This window comes from Erwinia sp. V90_4 (assembly GCF_029967685.1).
Classification (GTDB): Bacteria; Pseudomonadota; Gammaproteobacteria; order Enterobacterales; family Enterobacteriaceae; genus Erwinia; species Erwinia aphidicola.
In genome coordinates this window covers 17,321-33,327 of record NZ_JASCAQ010000044.1, presented here as the reverse complement: position 1 = coordinate 33,327, position 16,007 = coordinate 17,321, and the positions used below count along the sequence as shown (strand labels likewise).

Sequence of the window (16,007 nt, the reverse complement as noted above, 5' to 3'; positions counted from 1 at the left end):
CGCCGCGTGCGGGCACCGCATTCAGGGAGCAAGATAATGTTTGATCGTATTACCGCCACCACCCCCGCCGGAGACGGCACCCTGCAGTTCTGGAAGCTGGAGGGAATGGAAGTGGTCTCGCGCAGCTTTGAGCTGACCGTGACGCTGCTCAGCACCGACGCGCGCCTTGACCGCCGGGCGATGCTCGGCCAGCCGATCACGCTGACCATTCCCACCACCGCGCTGGCCGCCGCGCCGCGCTACCTGAATGGCAAAATCACCTCGGTGAAGGTGCACAGCGCCGACCTGAACGGTACGCGCTACGCGGTGTATACCCTGGTGATGGAGTCCGACCTGTGGCCGCTGAAGCGCGACCGCAACCAGCGCATCTTCCAGAACCAGCGGCTGCCGGACATCATCAAAACCGTGCTCGGCGAGTACGGGGTCAACGTGGAGGACAGGCTGGCGGGCGACTACCGCACGTGGGAGTACTGCGTGCAGTACCAGGAGAGCAGCTACGACTTTATCTCGCGCCTGATGGAGCTGGAGGGGATCTACTTCTTCTTCCGCCACGACGCGGAGCAGCACACGCTGGTGATGTTCGACGCGCCGCAGCAGCACCAGCCGTTCGCCGGCTATGAGGCGATCCCCTATCACGCCACCGCCTCCGGCGGCTCGACGGATGAAGAGGGGATTGGCGCATGGTCGATAGCCGAGCGGGTCACGCCGGGCATCTACAGCCTGGACGACTACGACTTCCGCAAGCCGAACGCGTGGATGTTCCAGGCGCGGCAGAACCCGTCGTCGCCGCAGCCGGGCAAGATTGACTACTACGAGTGGCCGGGGCGCTTTGTTGAGCACAGCCACGGCGAGTTTTACGCGCGCATCCGCCAGGAGGAGTGGCAGGCGGAGCACCAGCGCATCGACGCCAAGGCGACCTCGACCGGCATCGTGCCGGGCTGCACCTTCACGCTGAGCAACCCGCCGTTCGCCAGCGACGCCGACGACTACCTGATCCTCAGCGCGCTGTACCACTTTGAAGAGAACAGCTACGCGTCCGGCGGGGGCGAGAGCAACCACACGGTGTGGCTGACGGTGATCCCGTCCAGTACGCAGTTCCGCTCGGCGCAGCGCACCGCGTGGCCGCGCACCCACGGTCCGCAGACGGCGAAGGTGGTGGGGCCGCAGGGTGAATCAATCTGGACCGACAAATATGGCCGGGTGAAGGTGAAGTTTCACTGGGACCGTCACGCGAAGGGCGACGACACCAGCTCGTGCTGGGTGCGCGTGTCGAGCGCGTGGGCGGGCCAGGGATTTGGCGGGGTGCAGATCCCGCGCGTTAATGACGAGGTGGTGATCGACTTTATCAACGGCGACCCGGACCGGCCGATTATCACCGGGCGCGTGTACAACGAAGCCAGCATGCCGCCGTGGGCGCTGCCCGCCGCCGCCACGCAGATGGGCTTTATGAGCCGCTCAAAAGACGGTACCCCGGATAACGCCAACGCCCTGCGTTTTGAAGATAAAGCGGGTGAGGAGCAGCTGTGGGTGCAGGCCGAGCGCAATATGGATACCACCGTTAAAAATGATGAGACGCGCTCGGTTGGCGGTAACCAGACGCTGGCGGTGGCAAAAAGCTTTGACGGCAAGGTGAGTGGCCTCTACAACCATGCCACCCAGCTGAACCGCAGCGAGCTGGTGGGCGGCGATTACAGCCTTGATAGCCAGGGCGCGATCCTGCTCTCTTCAGGTCAGGGCATTCGCCTGCTGAGCGGCGACAGCATGCTGATCCTCGACCCGAACGGCACCATCTCGCTGCAGTGCCTTAACTTCCAGATAAATGCCTCGCAGCAGGGCGAGATCAATACCGGCGGTACGCTGGATCTCAACGTCAAGCAACCCGCGCAGGCCGCCCCGCAGCAGCCAACCCCGGCGGATATCACCGCCAAAGTGAAGGATGCCTTTAACAACTCAGGGAGCAACTCATGAGCCAGCCAGTCGAATTTCACCTGTCGGAAGGCACCCTGACGCTGCCGGAAGTGGCGCAGGATCAGAGCGTGACCATTCTGCGCCTGCCAGCAAGCCGCGCCACGCTGGTGCTGACGCGCGCGTGGGAGGTGAAAGCCGGCGACGAGCAGGCTTTTATCGACCAGCAGATTGCCAAAGTTAAGCGAGATATGAAGAAGTTTTCCGGCGCTGAGCCGCAGGAGAGCCATTTCGGGCCGCTGCCCGCCCGTGAAATCACTATGCGCTTTGAGACGCAGGGCGTGCGCGTGGCACAGAAACTGCTGGTGGTCATGCTGCCTACGCATCTGCTGGCGGTGACGTTTAGCTGCAGCGGCGAGTTCGATGCGGCGGCGCTGGCCACCTGGGAGGGGATCCGTCAGGGATTCACTCCGTTGCCGGGCGGGGAGGCGTAAGCGATGGCGGATGAGTTAATCGCAGCGCGCATCGACGACCCGCTGGTCCACAGCTCGCTGCTGGGGGACTTCGCCGCCGGGCTGGTGGAAGGCGCGATCTATCTGGCGGTGTTCTCCGCCGGGGCGGCGATGGCCGCCAGCGGTGTCGGCGTGGCGATTGGCGCCGCGCTGGTGGTGGGGGCGATGGTCAACGGTTTTCCGGAGCGCATCGGCAGCATGGTCAGTGACGCCGTTGATGGCCTGCTGGATACCCTCGGCATGCGTGGCCCGCCGGATGCGCTGATTACCAGCGGTTCCGATAACGTGCTGATAAAGGGCAAAAAAGCGGCGCGTGCGGCGGGTAAAGTCGACCATGATTTTCTCAACGCCCCGGCCCCGAAAGCGGAAGATGAGCCGGGCGCGCTGGCGATTGCTATGGCGATGGCCACCAGCGTGGCCGATACCGTGCGCCATCCGGGGGCTTTTCTCAGCGCACTGGGCGAGAGTATCAGCAGCATCAACGCCGATTCGGTAGGCAACTTCTTCAAAAACGTCGGCCAGGACATTGTTCAGCCGACCGTGGCCAGCGCCAGCCCCTATGCGACTCCGGCGGATAAAGATACCGTGGCGTGCAGCAAAGGGCATATGGTGGAGAGTGAAAACTTTCTTGCGGAAGGCTCAAAGCGCGTACTGATTAACGGCCACCCGGCGGTGCGCAACGGTCACCGCAGCACCTGCGAGGCGAAGATAGAAGTTGCTGACGACCCGCGCGTGCGCATCGGCGGCGACAGCATCGTGGTGCGCGACATCCGCAGCGGTAAAAATTTCCTCGCCTACTTTGCCGGCAACCTGATTGGCGGCGGACTCGGCAAGGAGCTGGGGCAGCTGGGCGTGCAGATGCTTGACCGCTCGGTCAGTCGCCTGATGGCGCGCCTGGCGGTGCGTAAAACCGCCTGCGCCATCGGCGGTGAAGCGGTGGGGAACGCGGCGGCGGCGGCCGTTGGCAGGCTGGCGCAGAACGCCATGGCGACCGCGCACCCGGTCAATATTGCGCTGGGGTCGAAGATCCTCGCCGGGCAGGAAGATCTCGACTTTGTGCTGCAGGACCGTATCCCGCTCTACTGGCAGCGCATCTACCATAGCCGCAACCGCGCCAGCGGGATGCTGGGCAGCGGCTGGATGCTGCCGTTTGAGACCCGCCTGCTGCGCGTGCAGGCAGCGGACGGTACGCTGCATTTTCTCTGGCGCGATATGTCCGGGCGCGAGCTGGGGCTGGGCGAAGTGCGCCCAGGCGATGTGATCCAGTTCCATGAAGATGGCTTTACCCTGTACTGCACCCTGCAGGGCGTGGTGGTGATGCAGACCGCGCAGGGGGAGTTTTTCCTCTACGAGCCGGACCCGACCCGCGAAGGCGAGTGGCGCATTGCGCGCCAGTACGATCGCCACGATAACTGCCTGCACTTCAGCTGGAACGACGCCGGGCAGCTGGTTTCCATCGCCAGCGACAATGAGGCGCTGGAAGTGCGCCTCAGCTATGAGAATGCTCACGGGCGGCTGGCGGCGGTGCATCAGCAGGTAGACGGCGCGCCGCAGCTGCGGGTGCGCTATGCCTACAACCCGCAGGGGCAGCTGATTGCGGTGCAGGATGCGGACGGCATCACCACCCGCTGCTTTGGCTGGGATCGCGCCAGCGATCTGCTGGCCTCGCACAGCTACGCCACCGGCCTGACGGTGGCCTATCAGTGGCGGCCCGCCGCCGACGGCGAGAACTGGCGCGTCAGCGAATATCAGGTTCTTGATGGCGAACAGAGCCTTGAGCACTGGCTGATCGATGCGGATGAACAGGCGCGCAGCGCCACCGTCACCTGCCTTTCAGGGGGCAGCAGCGAGCATCGCTGGGATGCGCTGTACCGTATTACTCACTATACCGACAGCTACGGCGCGGAGTGGCGTTATCGCTGGGCGGCGCAGGGCGAACTGCTGCTCAGCACCACCGGCCCGCAGGGTGAGCGCTGGGAGTATGGCTACGACGAGCGCGCCAACCTGACGCAGGTGAAAGATCCGCTGGGGCGCTCGACGCTGACCGTCTGGCACCCGGTGTGGGCGCTGCCGGAGCAGGAGGTCATGCCGGACGGTGCCGCCTGGCAGTATCAGTACAGCGCGCTGGGCGATGTGGTGGCGGTAACCGATCCGCAGGGTGCCGTGACGCGCTATCAGTGGAACGCGCAGGGCGACCTGACCTGCACGATTGATGCGCTGGAGAATACGCACCGCTACGCCTGGGATGAGCGCGGCCAGCTGCTGCATGACGAGGACTGCTCGGGCTACCAGAGCCATAACCAGTATGATGCCGCCGGACGGCTGGCAGCGCACACCGACGCTGCCGGTAACTGCACGCGCTACCGCTGGAGCGCGGCGGGCCGTTTGCAGCGGTTGATCCGCCCGGACGGGCGCGAGACGCTTTACGAGTACGATGCCGCCGGGCTACTGACCGGCGAGAATATTGACGGCTTCAGCGAGCGTAAGGTAAAACGCAACGTGCGCGGGCAGATTGTCAGCGAGATCAGCCCCGCCGGGCACGTCACCCGTTACCAGTACGATCGCTTTGGCCGCATGACCGGATTGATCAACGCCAACAGCGACCGCTGGCAGTTTGAGTACGACAGCGGCGATCGCCTGCTGGCGCAGACTGACTACGCCGGGCGGCGTAAGCGCTATCGCTATGACCAGCAGGGCCAGGTGGTTGAGATAACCCAGCAGCCGCTGCTGCAGGCGGGCGAAGCACTGGCCGCACACAGCACAAAGATGGAGTATGACGCGCTGGGCCGCATCACCGCCCGGCAGACGGCGGAGCACCGCACCGAGTACCGGTATCAGCCGCGTGGCATCACGCTGCGCAAAGTGGCGCTGGCACAGTGGCAGCAGGCGCAGTCTGCGGGCCAGGCGGTAGCGTGGGCGGAAGAGCTGAACTTTACCCGCGACGCGCTCGGCAACCTGCTGAGCGAGGAGAATCACGGCGGCCTGTGGCAGTATCAGTATGATGCGCTGGGCAACCTCAGCCAGAGCAGCCGCCCCGATGGTCGGGCGCTGAATTTCCTGCGTTACGGCAGCGGGCACCTGCTGCAGCTCAACCTGCAGCACGCCGGGCAGAACCAGGAAATTACGGCTTATCAGCGCGACGCGCTGCATCGCGAGATCGTGCGCAGCCAGGGCGCGCTGAGCCTGGAGACGCGCTATGACCGCGTCGGGCGCATTGTGATGCGGCGCAGCCCGGTGCTGGAACGCCGCTATCAGTGGGACCGGCTTGACCAGGTGGCGCAGCAGACGCTGATTAACGGCGTCAGCGCCGACGGCGAAGCGCCGTTTGCGCAGCAGCGCTTTGGCTACGATGCCGAAGGGCAGGTGACGCGCAGGCTGCGCCCGCAGCAGGAGGAGCGCTTCCACTACGACCCGGCGGGCAACCGCACCGATGCACCGGGGCAGGTGGTGTGGCACAACCTGCTGCAGCGGCTGAAGGGGGCGCGCTGGCAGTATGACGGCTTTGGCCGCCTGACGTGGCGCCGCGCCGCGCGCGACGGCGTGGAGCAGCATTTCGCCTGGGACGACGAGCACCGCGTGTCGGAGGTGACCCTGAGCGGCCACCGCGAGTTCAGCCGGGTGGCCTACCGCTACGACCTGCTGGGGCGGCGTACGCAGAAGATCCTGCATCGCCACGGCGAGTCACCGGATGATGCCGAGATTGTCACTTTCCACTGGACCGGCCTGCAGATGGTCGGCGAGCAGAGCAGCCGTCAGCCTGCGCGCAGCACGCAGTATATCTATGCGGAGGGCGGCTGGGAGCCGCTGGCGCGGGTGGACAGCGTGGGCGAGAGCAGCGAAACGTACTGGTATCACAGCGAGCTGAACGGCCTGCCGGAGCGCATGACCGACCAGTATGGCGAGGTGGTGTGGCAGGGGAGTTTCTCCACCTGGGGGGAAACGGAGCGCGAGAGCAGCCCGCGCGGGCTCAAGCAGAACCTGCGCTTTCAGGGGCAGTATTTTGACGCGGAGACCGGGCTTCACTACAATTTATTCCGCTACTACGACCCGGTGGCAGGAAGATTTACCCAGCTGGACCCGATAGGGCTGGCGGGGGGGCTGAATACCTATGCTTATGTGCCGGACCCGCTGACTATCATAGATCCTCTTGGCTTAATGCCACTGAGTAATCCAGTAAATCAAGGCCATCATATGGTCCCTCATGAGGTAGCAACTCATCTAGATATTGCACCGTTTAATTCTCAAACAGGTGTTCCCGCAATGTATTGGGATGAAAACCAATGGACTAACATCGAGCATAGTGCAATGCATGGCTATAATGGCATTGGAACAAAAACTAAGCCCTTAGTTAAACCATCTGCGGTTATTAAATCGGGCATGTCTAAAGAACAGTGGATAAAATCCCTCGAAACGCATTACAATAATCCCGAGCTGAAAAAAATTAGAGGAGATGTGCATTTAATAACATCCTCTGGAAACAAAGGTGAGTTATTAGCTAAGAATGTAACTGCTTCTGAGGCTTGGGATGTAACCAAAAAATGGGCGAAGAAAATTAGATGTGGAGGTAGGTGATGAGTGCCAGAACAGTTTATGCAGTAGACAGCGCAGCTTCAATCGAAAATTTAAAATTAATTCCAGAAGGAAGTGATGAAGCTAGTGTTGATCTAAAAAAATTTATTCCTGATGGTTTTAAAGGTAAGGTTATAGTCAATATTGAAGACGTCGGGTGTATTAGTCAGAGCTTGGTATCTCTGAAAGAAAATCCTTGTTTTTTTGATGTGGGTATTATCAGTTCAGCATTTAGGTTAGAAATAAAAACTACTAATAATATAATAAATAACTTCCTCGATGAATCGATCTTGCTAAATAATGGCTCAAACAAGACCCCTTTGATCTGTAGCGCAGTAGACATACCCTACGTAGCCACAGGCGTTGTTCCTGAAACAAAGAAAGATCTTGTCGAAATGTCTAAAGTATTAAATTTATATGTCATTTATTCTGATGATAGTCGTTCAAAAAAGGTTGGCAAACAACATCGGCAGGTGTTTGACGCTTACGGTACTTTAGGGTTTGCAATTGTTGATATAGAAATGTTTGATCGCTATGTCTCTATGAAAGATGCATCAAACGATCTTGTCGAAGAGTTTACAACAACTGAATTAGCGAATGAATTATTTGATGAAGGTTTGATGATCCTTAGTTGGGGGCATACGCCATGGGTATACTATATTAATTCAGCTTCTGATTTGGATACTGTAGCCTTGTTAGGCGAATATACAAATTATTCTGGGTTTTATAAATTTAAAAATGAGTTTAAGCAGGTATCTGTAATTCCTGGAAATGAGTTGAGAGATTGGTCTTCATGCAAAGATAAAAAATGGCCAGTTATCGACATTGATGGCCAGGGTGAATATGTTTCAATTAAATTATATGTTAAAAATGCTGTGTCGCAAAGTGATAGTGACTACCCAATTCCCACATTCAAAATAGAACGTGTGTGTAATGAGGGTGATACGGTAAGTCCTTTGCTTCAGTCAAATATACTAGAGCTTTGATTATCTCAAAGTGAATGGATGCTAAAGCAGGAAGATTATGCCAAAGTAGGATAGTGTGATTAAATTTACGCAGGTGTTTCTTCAACTATAGCAATAAGGATAGCTAATGAACGATAAAAAAATCAGTAGCCTGGTAATATACAAACTGATGCTGATAGGCTTTGGGGTGTCAATAATGGTATTGTCCACCATCATTGGCATAGCCGGTATATTCGGTGCAGGCGTGGTGAAATTTAACGATAAACTCATTACGGGTATTGCTGCATTACCTGTTTCTCTGTTTAGTGGCCTGCTCATCACGGTGGGATTTACTGCTATTTTTGGTACCCTGGCTTTTATCGGGCTGTGGTTATATAGCAAAGTCAGGCCGCTTAAAATAAAAGTCATTGATTAATCATCTTATCGGTGAGCACGACATCCCACTCTATACGGCACGGCCGGTATCTCTCCGTGAGGCTTAAGGCAAAATGCCGATGGGATTGGGCGGCCTGGCTCAGGCCGCCCTCTGCCGCTCTTACAGCCCCAGCTTAGCAAAGTCCTGCGCGTCGTGGCGCTCCGCCAGCTGCTCGTTCTCCGGGCCCCAGGTGCGGTTAACCACGCGGCCGCGTTTCACCGCCGGGCGGGCTGCCACTTCGTCGGTCCAGCGCAGCAGATTTTTGTACGATGCTGCATCAATAAACTCCGCCGCCTCATACATCAGCCCCTTCACCAGCGCGCCGTACCACGGCCACACCGCCATATCGGCAATCGTGTAATCATCCCCGGCAATATAACGATGCTTCGCCAGCTGCTGGTCGAGCAGGTCGAGCTGTCGCTTGGCTTCCATGGTGAAGCGGTCGATAGCGTATTCGATTTTCACCGGTGCATAGGTGTAGAAGTGGCCAAAGCCACCGCCCAGGTAAGGCGCAGCGCCCTGCAGCCAGAACAGCCAGTTCAGCGTTTCGGTGCGCGCTGCCGGGTCTTTCGGCAGGAAGTGGCCAAACTTCTCGGCGAGGTAAAGCAGGATAGCGCCGGACTCAAATACGCGGGTACCGGGAATGGTGGTGGTGTCGAGCAGCGCCGGGATTTTCGAGTTCGGGTTCAGCGCAACGAAACCGGAGGAGAACTGGTCGCTGTCGCCGATGCGGATCAGGTGCGCGTCATACTCCGCACCCTGCACGTTTAACGCCAGCAGCTCTTCCAGCAGGATAGTCACCTTCTGGCCGTTCGGCGTGCCCATCGAATAGAGCTGTAGCGGGTGCTTGCCGACCGGCAGTTCGGCGTCAAAGCGCGCTCCGGCAGTCGGGCGGTTGATGCTGCCCCAGGTGCCGCCGAGGGCTTTGTTTTCGCTCCAGACTTTTGCTGGCTGATACTCTTTATCGCTCATAATTTACACGGCCTTGTTAAGTGGGAATGGAGTAAACGTAGTTGAACAGGTTGGATTATGCGATTAGGTATAGCATTGCGTGCGCGTTGGCGTTTACCCTCAAAGAGCACTGTTAAACAAGGAGAGCGTTAAATGGATAACGTGGATCTTGCCGCTTCAGGGCTGACCCTAAGCGCAGACGGGCGCACCTGCTGTGCCTGGCAGCCTGCCATGCCGCATTACCACGATAGCGAGTGGGGGCGGGTGGTGGTGGATGACATCCTGCTGTTTGAAAAAGTGTGCCTGGAAGGATTTCTCTCCGGCATGTCGTGGAAGATGATTTATAACAAGCGCGATAACTTCCGCCGGGCGTTTGCCGGTTTTGATTTTCGCCAGGTAGCGCGCTTCGACGATGAGGATATCGCCCGGCTAATGGCGGATAAGGGCATCGTGCGCAACCGCGCTAAAATCCTCTCGACCATTAATAACGCGCAGCGTGCCATCGAGCTGGTGGACGAAGCGGGTTCGCTGGCGGCGTGGTTCTGGCAGTTTGAGCCTGCGGCGGACCAGCGCCCGGCGCAGGTTGACCTGGCGTACTGGCAGACGGTGAAAACCTGCCCGGAAGCGCAGGCGATGTCAAAAGCGCTAAAAAAACGCGGCTGGACGTGGGTGGGGCCGGTGGCGACCTACTCGCTGATGCAGGCGCTCGGGCTGGTGAACGATCATCTGGCAGGCTGCTGCATTCGGGCCGAGTGCGAGGCCGAACGATCGGCTGCGATAAGACCGTCCTGACCGCTGTTTACGGCGTTTGTCGGCCATTCGGCTGAATAAGCGCCGTTGTTCATTGTTTCTCACGCCGGGATCGGCGAAAATGCCGGCCATTAATGATTCATCATCTGTAGAAGAATTTTCATGTCAAATGCACCCTTTATGCAAGAGGTGGCTCGCCGCCGCACTTTTGCCATCATCTCGCACCCGGATGCCGGTAAAACCACCATCACTGAAAAAGTGCTGCTGTTCGGACAGGCGATCCAGACCGCCGGTACGGTAAAAGGCCGCGGCTCCAACCAGCACGCCAAGTCCGACTGGATGGAGATGGAAAAACAGCGTGGTATCTCCATTACTACCTCGGTGATGCAGTTCCCCTATCGCGATAGCCTGGTCAACCTGCTGGACACCCCGGGGCACGAAGACTTCTCCGAAGATACTTACCGTACTCTGACGGCGGTTGACTGCTGTCTGATGGTGATCGACGCCGCGAAAGGCGTTGAGGATCGTACCCGTAAGCTGATGGAAGTGACCCGTCTGCGCGACACGCCGATCCTGACCTTTATGAACAAGCTCGACCGTGACATCCGCGACCCAATGGAAGTGATGGACGAAGTTGAGAGCGAGCTGAAAATCGCCTGTGCGCCAATCACCTGGCCAATCGGCTGCGGCAAGCTGTTTAAGGGCGTTTACCACCTGTATAAAAATGAAACCTACCTGTACCAGACCGGTAAGGGTCATACCATTCAGGAAGTGCGCGTGGTTAAAGGGCTGGATAACCCGGAGCTGGACGCCGCCATCGGTGAAGATCTCGCCGGTCAGCTGCGCGACGAGCTGGAGCTGGTGCAGGGCGCATCGCACGAGTTTGACCGCGAGCTGTTCCTGGCAGGCCAGCTGACCCCGGTGTTCTTCGGGACTGCGCTGGGTAACTTTGGCGTTGACCATATGCTCGACGGGCTGGTTGAGTGGGCGCCATCGCCGATGCCGCGCGATACCGATCTGCGCACCGTCACCGCTGCCGATGAGAAATTTACCGGCTTCGTGTTTAAGATTCAGGCCAATATGGACCCGAAACACCGCGACCGCGTGGCATTTATGCGCGTGGTGTCCGGTAAATATGAAAAAGGCATGAAGCTGCGCCAGGTGCGCACCGGTAAAGATGTCACCATCGCCGACGCGCTGACCTTTATGGCCGGTGACCGTTCGCACGTGGAAGAGGCCTATCCGGGCGATATTATTGGCCTGCACAACCACGGCACCATCCAGATCGGCGACACCTTTACCCAGGGTGAGAACATGAAGTTCACCGGTATTCCGAACTTCGCCCCTGAGCTGTTCCGCCGCATTCGCCTGCGCGACCCGCTGAAGCAGAAACAGCTGCTGAAAGGGCTGGTGCAGCTGTCGGAAGAGGGCGCCGTGCAGGTTTTCCGCCCGGTCCACAACAACGATCTGATCGTGGGCGCGGTGGGTGTCCTGCAGTTCGACGTGGTGGTTGCGCGCCTGAAAAGCGAATACAACGTGGAAGCGATCTACGAAGCGATTAACGTCTCTACCGCCCGCTGGGTAGAGTGCAGCGACGCGAAGAAGTTTGATGAGTTCCAGCGTAAGAATGAAGTTAACCTGGCGCTCGACGGCGGCGATAACCTGACCTACATCGCGCCAACCATGGTGAACCTCAACATTACCCAGGAGCGTTATCCTGACGTGGTGTTCCGTAAAACCCGCGAGCATTAATCTTCTTAGGGCCGATCGAAAAAAAAGATCGGCCCCTATAATCTTACAGACTCCTCCTAAACACTCTCTTTTCTGCTGCTTTATCCATCAATTCAACCACTATCCCCGGTGAAATCCTGATTACCGTCTATATTGATTTCTACAGGACGCAAAATATGCGGCGCGGTTGCTGCAACGTTCACGGGCTAAGCTCCATCTGGCCGACAACTACAGCCACGCCGTTTGTGGCTGAAAAGCTCACCGTTGTGAGTGGTACTAATCAAAAGGAACGAATCGATGATCAACACTAAGATTGCAAAAACTCTGATGGCGGTAATGGTAGGTTCGGTACTGGCTGGTGGCTCTGCGATGGCAGCGGACACTATGACGGGGAAAGCGGAGTCTACCGCCGACAGCGCGGGTTCGAAAATCGATAGCTCAATGAAAAAAGTCGGTGGCTACATGGACGACAGCGGCGTAACGGCGAAGGTGAAAGCAGCCCTGGTCGATGACGAAGCGATTAAAAGTACCGATATTTCTGTCGAAACCCACAGTGGCGTTGTCACTCTGAACGGCTTCGTGACTTCCCAGGACCAGGCCGAGAAGGCTGTAGCGGTCGCGGGTAAAGTTGAAGGCGTGAAATCGGTTAGCGACAAACTACACGTAAAAGACAGCACTAAGCAGACAATGAAAGGTTACGCTGGAGATACGGCAACAACCTCTGAAATTAAAGCTAAACTGTTAGCAGATGACATCGTACCGTCACGTAATGTGAAAGTGGAAACCACCAATGGCGTGGTGCAGCTGTCCGGTACGGTGAAAACGCAGGCGCAGTCAGAACGCGCTGAAGGTATTGCCAAGGCCATTGATGGCGTGAAAAGTGTTAAAAACGATTTAGTGGTTAAATCGTAATTACCCGGCGGCCTTCGCTCTGCGGGGGCCACCACTGTCAGACCTGCAAAGAATAACGTTCAGCCACAAGCCGTGAGCTGAATGATAAAAACAGTTTGAATACACTACTGGTAAGGAGAGGCTTATGTTTCGTTGGGGTATTATCTTCCTGATTATCGCACTGATTGCAGCTGCGTTAGGGTTTGGTGGTCTGGCTGGTACAGCAGCATGGGCAGCAAAAATTGTCTTCGTTGTCGGTATCATTATCTTCCTGGTCAGCCTGTTTACCGGTCGTAAAAAACTCTAGTTTCCAAACGTTACATCTGAGAGCAAGAAGCGCCTCACAGATTTGACTGATAACAGGTATCCTCTCTTTTTCATCTGAGAGGATACCTGGCTTGGGCATACGCATCCCGATAACCCTCGGCAATATTGAGCCGCTGGCGTTAAAACCTTTCACCCCGGGCAGAATTGCTCTGGTGTGCGAAGGGGGTGGGCAGCGCGGTATCTTTACCGCGGGAGTGCTGGATGAGTTTCAGCGTGCTCACTTCAATCCTTTCGACCTGATGCTCGGCACCTCCGCCGGGGCACAAAACCTTTCCGCTTTCGTCTGCGCACAGCCCGGCTACGCGCGGCGCGTCATCACCCGCTACACCACCAGTAAACTGTTTTTTGACCCGATGCGCTTTGTGCGCGGTGGTCACTTGATCGATCTCGACTGGCTGGTGGATATTACCCGTTCTGAGTTCCCGCTGGCGCTCAGCGCTGCCGAAAAAATGTTTGCTGACGGGCGCGAATTTTATATGTGCGCCTGCCGTAGCGACGACTACACCCCAAGCTACTTCGCGCCGACGGCGGATAACTGGCACGATATTATTAAAGCCTCCAGCGCTATTCCCGGTTTTTATCGCCCCGGGGTGGATCTGGCGGGCGTCAGCTATCTGGACGGCGGTATCCGTGATGCGATCCCGGTGCGTGAAGCGGCGCGGCGCGGGGCAGATACCATTGTGGTGATCCGCACGGTCCCCTCTCAGATGACCTATACTCCGCAGTGGCTGAAGCGCGTGGAGCGCTGGCTGAGTGAGGGCGCTTTGCAGCCGCTGATCAACATTATGCAGGTGCACGAAGAGAGCTATCACCAAATTCAGAGCTTTATCGATAACCCGCCGGATAATCTGCGCATTATTGAGATCTACCCGCCGCGCCCGCTCGCCAGTATGGCGCTCGGCAGCCGGGTCGCCTCACTGAATAAAGATTATCATCTGGGCCGCCGCTGCGGGCGTTACTTCCTCGCCACCGTCGGCCAGTGGCTGAATGGCGGTGACAGCGTGGTGCGTCGTCATATCGTGGTGCCACCTGCGCCGGTGGCGAATGAGCCTGATCGCCAGGGGATTATTGTCGACCCGCTGGTGGGTAATGAAACCGATTACGATAAAGGATCGCTGGCATGACAATGCGTTTTGTCGATACCCACTGTCACTTTGATTTTCCGCCGTTTGTCGGTGACGAGGCCGCCAGCCTGGCGCGTGCCGCCGCTGCCGGGGTGGAGAAGATCATTGCGGTGGGCGTGTCGGCGCAGCGCTTTGCCGGCGTGCTGGCGCTGGCAAAGCAGCATGACGCTGTCTATGCCGCGCTGGGCATGCACCCGATGGCGATTGCCGAACACGGTGAGCCGCAGCTGGCAGCGCTGGAGCAGCATTTAAAAGCACGCCCGCCAAAGCTGGTGGCGATTGGGGAGATCGGCCTCGATCTGTTTATCGACAATCCGCAGTTTGAACGCCAGCAGGCGCTGCTGGATGCGCAGCTGCGGCTGGCGCGTGACTACGATCTGCCGGTGATCCTCCATTCACGCCGCACTCATGACAAGCTGGCGCTGCACCTGCGGCGCATTGCGCTGCCGCGCCGTGGCGTGGTGCATGGCTTTGCCGGCAGCGAACAGCAGGCGCTGGCCTTCATTCGCGCCGGATATTCCATTGGCGTCGGTGGCACCATCACCTATGAGCGCGCCAGCAAAACCCGCAATACCCTTGCCCGCCTGCCGCTCTCTTCGCTGCTGCTGGAAACCGACTCCCCCGATATGCCGCTGCAGGGCTTTCAGGGCCAGCCCAACCGCCCGGAACGGGTAAAAGAGGTGTGGCAGGCCCTGTGTGAACTGCGCCCCGAATCCCCTGAGCTAATTGCTGAAACCCTGCGCCAAAACACCCGCACGCTCTTTGGCCTGTGAAGCACGGGCTACACTTCTGAGAGACCTGTTTTGGCTTGAAGATGAAATGTTATAATTATAACATTTTCTTCTGGCTGGCTGTGGCTGCGTTATTGCGTGCCGCTTAGGGCGCCATGCGGTTAAATTGTGATGGGTGTCACTATTCATGCAATAATGGTGCAACTGTCATCTTTTTAATGTGAAACTACACGCAAAATAGCTCGCCACGGGCTGTTATAATTTTAACATTATCAGGTGCGCTGACCGTGCCTGCTGCTAAATTGTCTGGAGACAACCATGTCCGATGTAAAAACTCTGGCGCTGCGCGCGCTGCAGCTGATGGATCTCACCACCCTGAACGACGATGACACCGATGCGAAAGTGATCGCGCTGTGCCATCAGGCGAAATCCCCGGCCGGAAACACCGCCGCCATCTGCATCTACCCGCGCTTTATTCCGATTGCGCGTAAAACGCTGCGCGAGCAGGGCACCCCGGATATCCGCATCGCTACCGTCACCAACTTCCCACACGGCAACGACGATATTGATATCGCGCTGGCGGAAACCCGTGCTGCTATCGCTTACGGCGCGGACGAAGTGGACGTGGTATTCCCGTACCGTGCGCTGATTGCCGGTAATGAAACCGTCGGCTTCGAGCTGGTAAAAGCCTGTAAAGATGCCTGCTCTGCGGCAAACGTGCTGTTAAAAGTGATTATTGAAACCGGTGAGCTGAAAGAGGAAGCGCTGATCCGTAAAGCCTCCGAAATTGCCATCAAAGCGGGTGCGGACTTTATCAAAACCTCGACCGGTAAAGTGCCGGTTAATGCAACGCCAGAAGTCGCAGAGATTATGATGCGCGTGATTGCCGAGCAGGGCGTGAAGCAGCAGGTGGGCTTTAAGCCTGCTGGCGGCGTGCGCACCGCTGACGATGCGGCGATCTACCTCAAGCTGGCCGATGACATCCTGGGGGCGGAGTGGGCCGATGCGCGCCATTTCCGCTTTGGCGCTTCCAGCCTGTTAGCCAGCCTGCTGAATGCGGCAGGGCACAGCGGTGCAACCAGCGACAGCAAATATTAATTCCGGCATGCGGGTCAGGCATGCCTGACCCCTACGAC

General features: G+C 57.9%; 13 protein-coding genes. 12 read left to right on the top strand and 1 reads right to left on the bottom strand.

Annotated elements, in window-relative coordinates; all coding sequences use genetic code 11:
- The first annotated feature begins 36 nt into the window (after positions 1-36).
- The 5 genes from tssI to QLG07_RS11135 all read left to right on the top strand — a co-directional run bounded on the left by tssI (position 37) and on the right by QLG07_RS11135 (position 8,366).
- The gene (tssI, locus tag QLG07_RS11155) at positions 37-1,968 is read left to right on the top strand and encodes a type VI secretion system tip protein TssI/VgrG (protein ID WP_133624647.1); all 1,932 of its coding nucleotides are present in this window, start codon (positions 37-39) and stop codon (positions 1,966-1,968) included.
- Positions 1,965-2,399, top strand: a complete 435-nt coding sequence (locus QLG07_RS11150; protein ID WP_282469226.1) for a DcrB-related protein — start codon at positions 1,965-1,967, stop codon at positions 2,397-2,399. The genes tssI and QLG07_RS11150 overlap by 4 nt, the downstream gene beginning before the upstream one ends.
- Before the next feature lie 3 nt (positions 2,400-2,402).
- Positions 2,403-6,989 (top strand): RHS repeat-associated core domain-containing protein, encoded by a 4,587-nt coding sequence (locus tag QLG07_RS11145; protein ID WP_282469225.1) that lies wholly within the window; start codon positions 2,403-2,405, stop codon positions 6,987-6,989.
- A complete protein-coding gene (locus tag QLG07_RS11140) occupies positions 6,989-7,972 on the top strand; it encodes a hypothetical protein (RefSeq protein ID WP_282469224.1) in 984 nt (327 codons plus the stop codon). Before QLG07_RS11145 ends, QLG07_RS11140 begins: the two co-directional genes overlap by 1 nt.
- A gap of 106 nt (positions 7,973-8,078) precedes the next feature.
- Complete coding sequence (locus QLG07_RS11135) at positions 8,079-8,366, top strand: hypothetical protein (RefSeq protein ID WP_187497924.1); 288 nt, start codon at positions 8,079-8,081, stop codon at positions 8,364-8,366.
- A 120-nt stretch (positions 8,367-8,486) separates the two neighbouring features.
- On the opposite strand, the gene yghU is transcribed toward QLG07_RS11135, so the two are convergent.
- Entirely contained in the window at positions 8,487-9,338 is an 852-nt protein-coding gene (gene yghU, locus QLG07_RS11130; protein ID WP_282469223.1) for a glutathione-dependent disulfide-bond oxidoreductase, read from the bottom strand.
- Between the two features lie 132 nt (positions 9,339-9,470).
- Here yghU and QLG07_RS11125 point away from each other — a divergent pair, with 132 nt between their 5' ends.
- The 7 genes from QLG07_RS11125 (at position 9,471) to deoC (ending at position 15,969) form a co-directional block, all read left to right on the top strand.
- Positions 9,471-10,109: a DNA-3-methyladenine glycosylase I gene (locus QLG07_RS11125; RefSeq protein ID WP_133624629.1), complete on the top strand. Its 639-nt coding sequence runs from the start codon at positions 9,471-9,473 to the stop codon at positions 10,107-10,109.
- Positions 10,110-10,229: 120 nt separating this feature from the next.
- Positions 10,230-11,819 carry a peptide chain release factor 3 gene (gene prfC, locus QLG07_RS11120; protein WP_048914744.1) on the top strand — a complete coding sequence of 530 codons (1,590 nt, stop codon included), beginning with the start codon at positions 10,230-10,232 and terminating at the stop codon, positions 11,817-11,819.
- Positions 11,820-12,095: 276 nt separating this feature from the next.
- Positions 12,096-12,710, top strand: a complete 615-nt coding sequence (gene osmY, locus QLG07_RS11115) for a molecular chaperone OsmY (RefSeq protein WP_048914745.1) — start codon at positions 12,096-12,098, stop codon at positions 12,708-12,710.
- Between the two features lie 124 nt (positions 12,711-12,834).
- Positions 12,835-12,996 (top strand): DUF1328 domain-containing protein, encoded by a 162-nt coding sequence (locus QLG07_RS11110; protein WP_072166347.1) that lies wholly within the window; start codon positions 12,835-12,837, stop codon positions 12,994-12,996.
- 91 nt (positions 12,997-13,087) lie between these two features.
- Positions 13,088-14,140 carry a patatin family protein gene (locus tag QLG07_RS11105; RefSeq protein ID WP_282469222.1) on the top strand — a complete coding sequence of 351 codons (1,053 nt, stop codon included), beginning with the start codon at positions 13,088-13,090 and terminating at the stop codon, positions 14,138-14,140.
- Positions 14,137-14,913: a TatD family hydrolase gene (locus tag QLG07_RS11100; protein ID WP_282469221.1), complete on the top strand. Its 777-nt coding sequence runs from the start codon at positions 14,137-14,139 to the stop codon at positions 14,911-14,913. The genes QLG07_RS11105 and QLG07_RS11100 overlap by 4 nt, the downstream gene beginning before the upstream one ends.
- A gap of 276 nt (positions 14,914-15,189) precedes the next feature.
- On the top strand, positions 15,190-15,969 hold the full coding sequence (gene deoC / locus QLG07_RS11095; protein WP_282469220.1) for a deoxyribose-phosphate aldolase: 780 nt from the start codon (positions 15,190-15,192) through the stop codon (positions 15,967-15,969).
- The last annotated feature ends 38 nt before the right edge of the window (positions 15,970-16,007 follow it).

Coding starts and splice junctions, on each gene's coding strand:
- tssI (WP_133624647.1), top strand. CDS start 37: ATGTTTGATCGTATTACCGCCACCACCCCCGCCGGAGACGGCACCCTG.
- QLG07_RS11150 (WP_282469226.1), top strand. CDS start 1,965: ATGAGCCAGCCAGTCGAATTTCACCTGTCGGAAGGCACCCTGACGCTG.
- QLG07_RS11145 (WP_282469225.1), top strand. CDS start 2,403: ATGGCGGATGAGTTAATCGCAGCGCGCATCGACGACCCGCTGGTCCAC.
- QLG07_RS11140 (WP_282469224.1), top strand. CDS start 6,989: ATGAGTGCCAGAACAGTTTATGCAGTAGACAGCGCAGCTTCAATCGAA.
- QLG07_RS11135 (WP_187497924.1), top strand. CDS start 8,079: ATGAACGATAAAAAAATCAGTAGCCTGGTAATATACAAACTGATGCTG.
- yghU (WP_282469223.1), bottom strand. CDS start 9,338: ATGAGCGATAAAGAGTATCAGCCAGCAAAAGTCTGGAGCGAAAACAAA.
- QLG07_RS11125 (WP_133624629.1), top strand. CDS start 9,471: ATGGATAACGTGGATCTTGCCGCTTCAGGGCTGACCCTAAGCGCAGAC.
- prfC (WP_048914744.1), top strand. CDS start 10,230: ATGTCAAATGCACCCTTTATGCAAGAGGTGGCTCGCCGCCGCACTTTT.
- osmY (WP_048914745.1), top strand. CDS start 12,096: ATGATCAACACTAAGATTGCAAAAACTCTGATGGCGGTAATGGTAGGT.
- QLG07_RS11110 (WP_072166347.1), top strand. CDS start 12,835: ATGTTTCGTTGGGGTATTATCTTCCTGATTATCGCACTGATTGCAGCT.
- QLG07_RS11100 (WP_282469221.1), top strand. CDS start 14,137: ATGACAATGCGTTTTGTCGATACCCACTGTCACTTTGATTTTCCGCCG.
- deoC (WP_282469220.1), top strand. CDS start 15,190: ATGTCCGATGTAAAAACTCTGGCGCTGCGCGCGCTGCAGCTGATGGAT.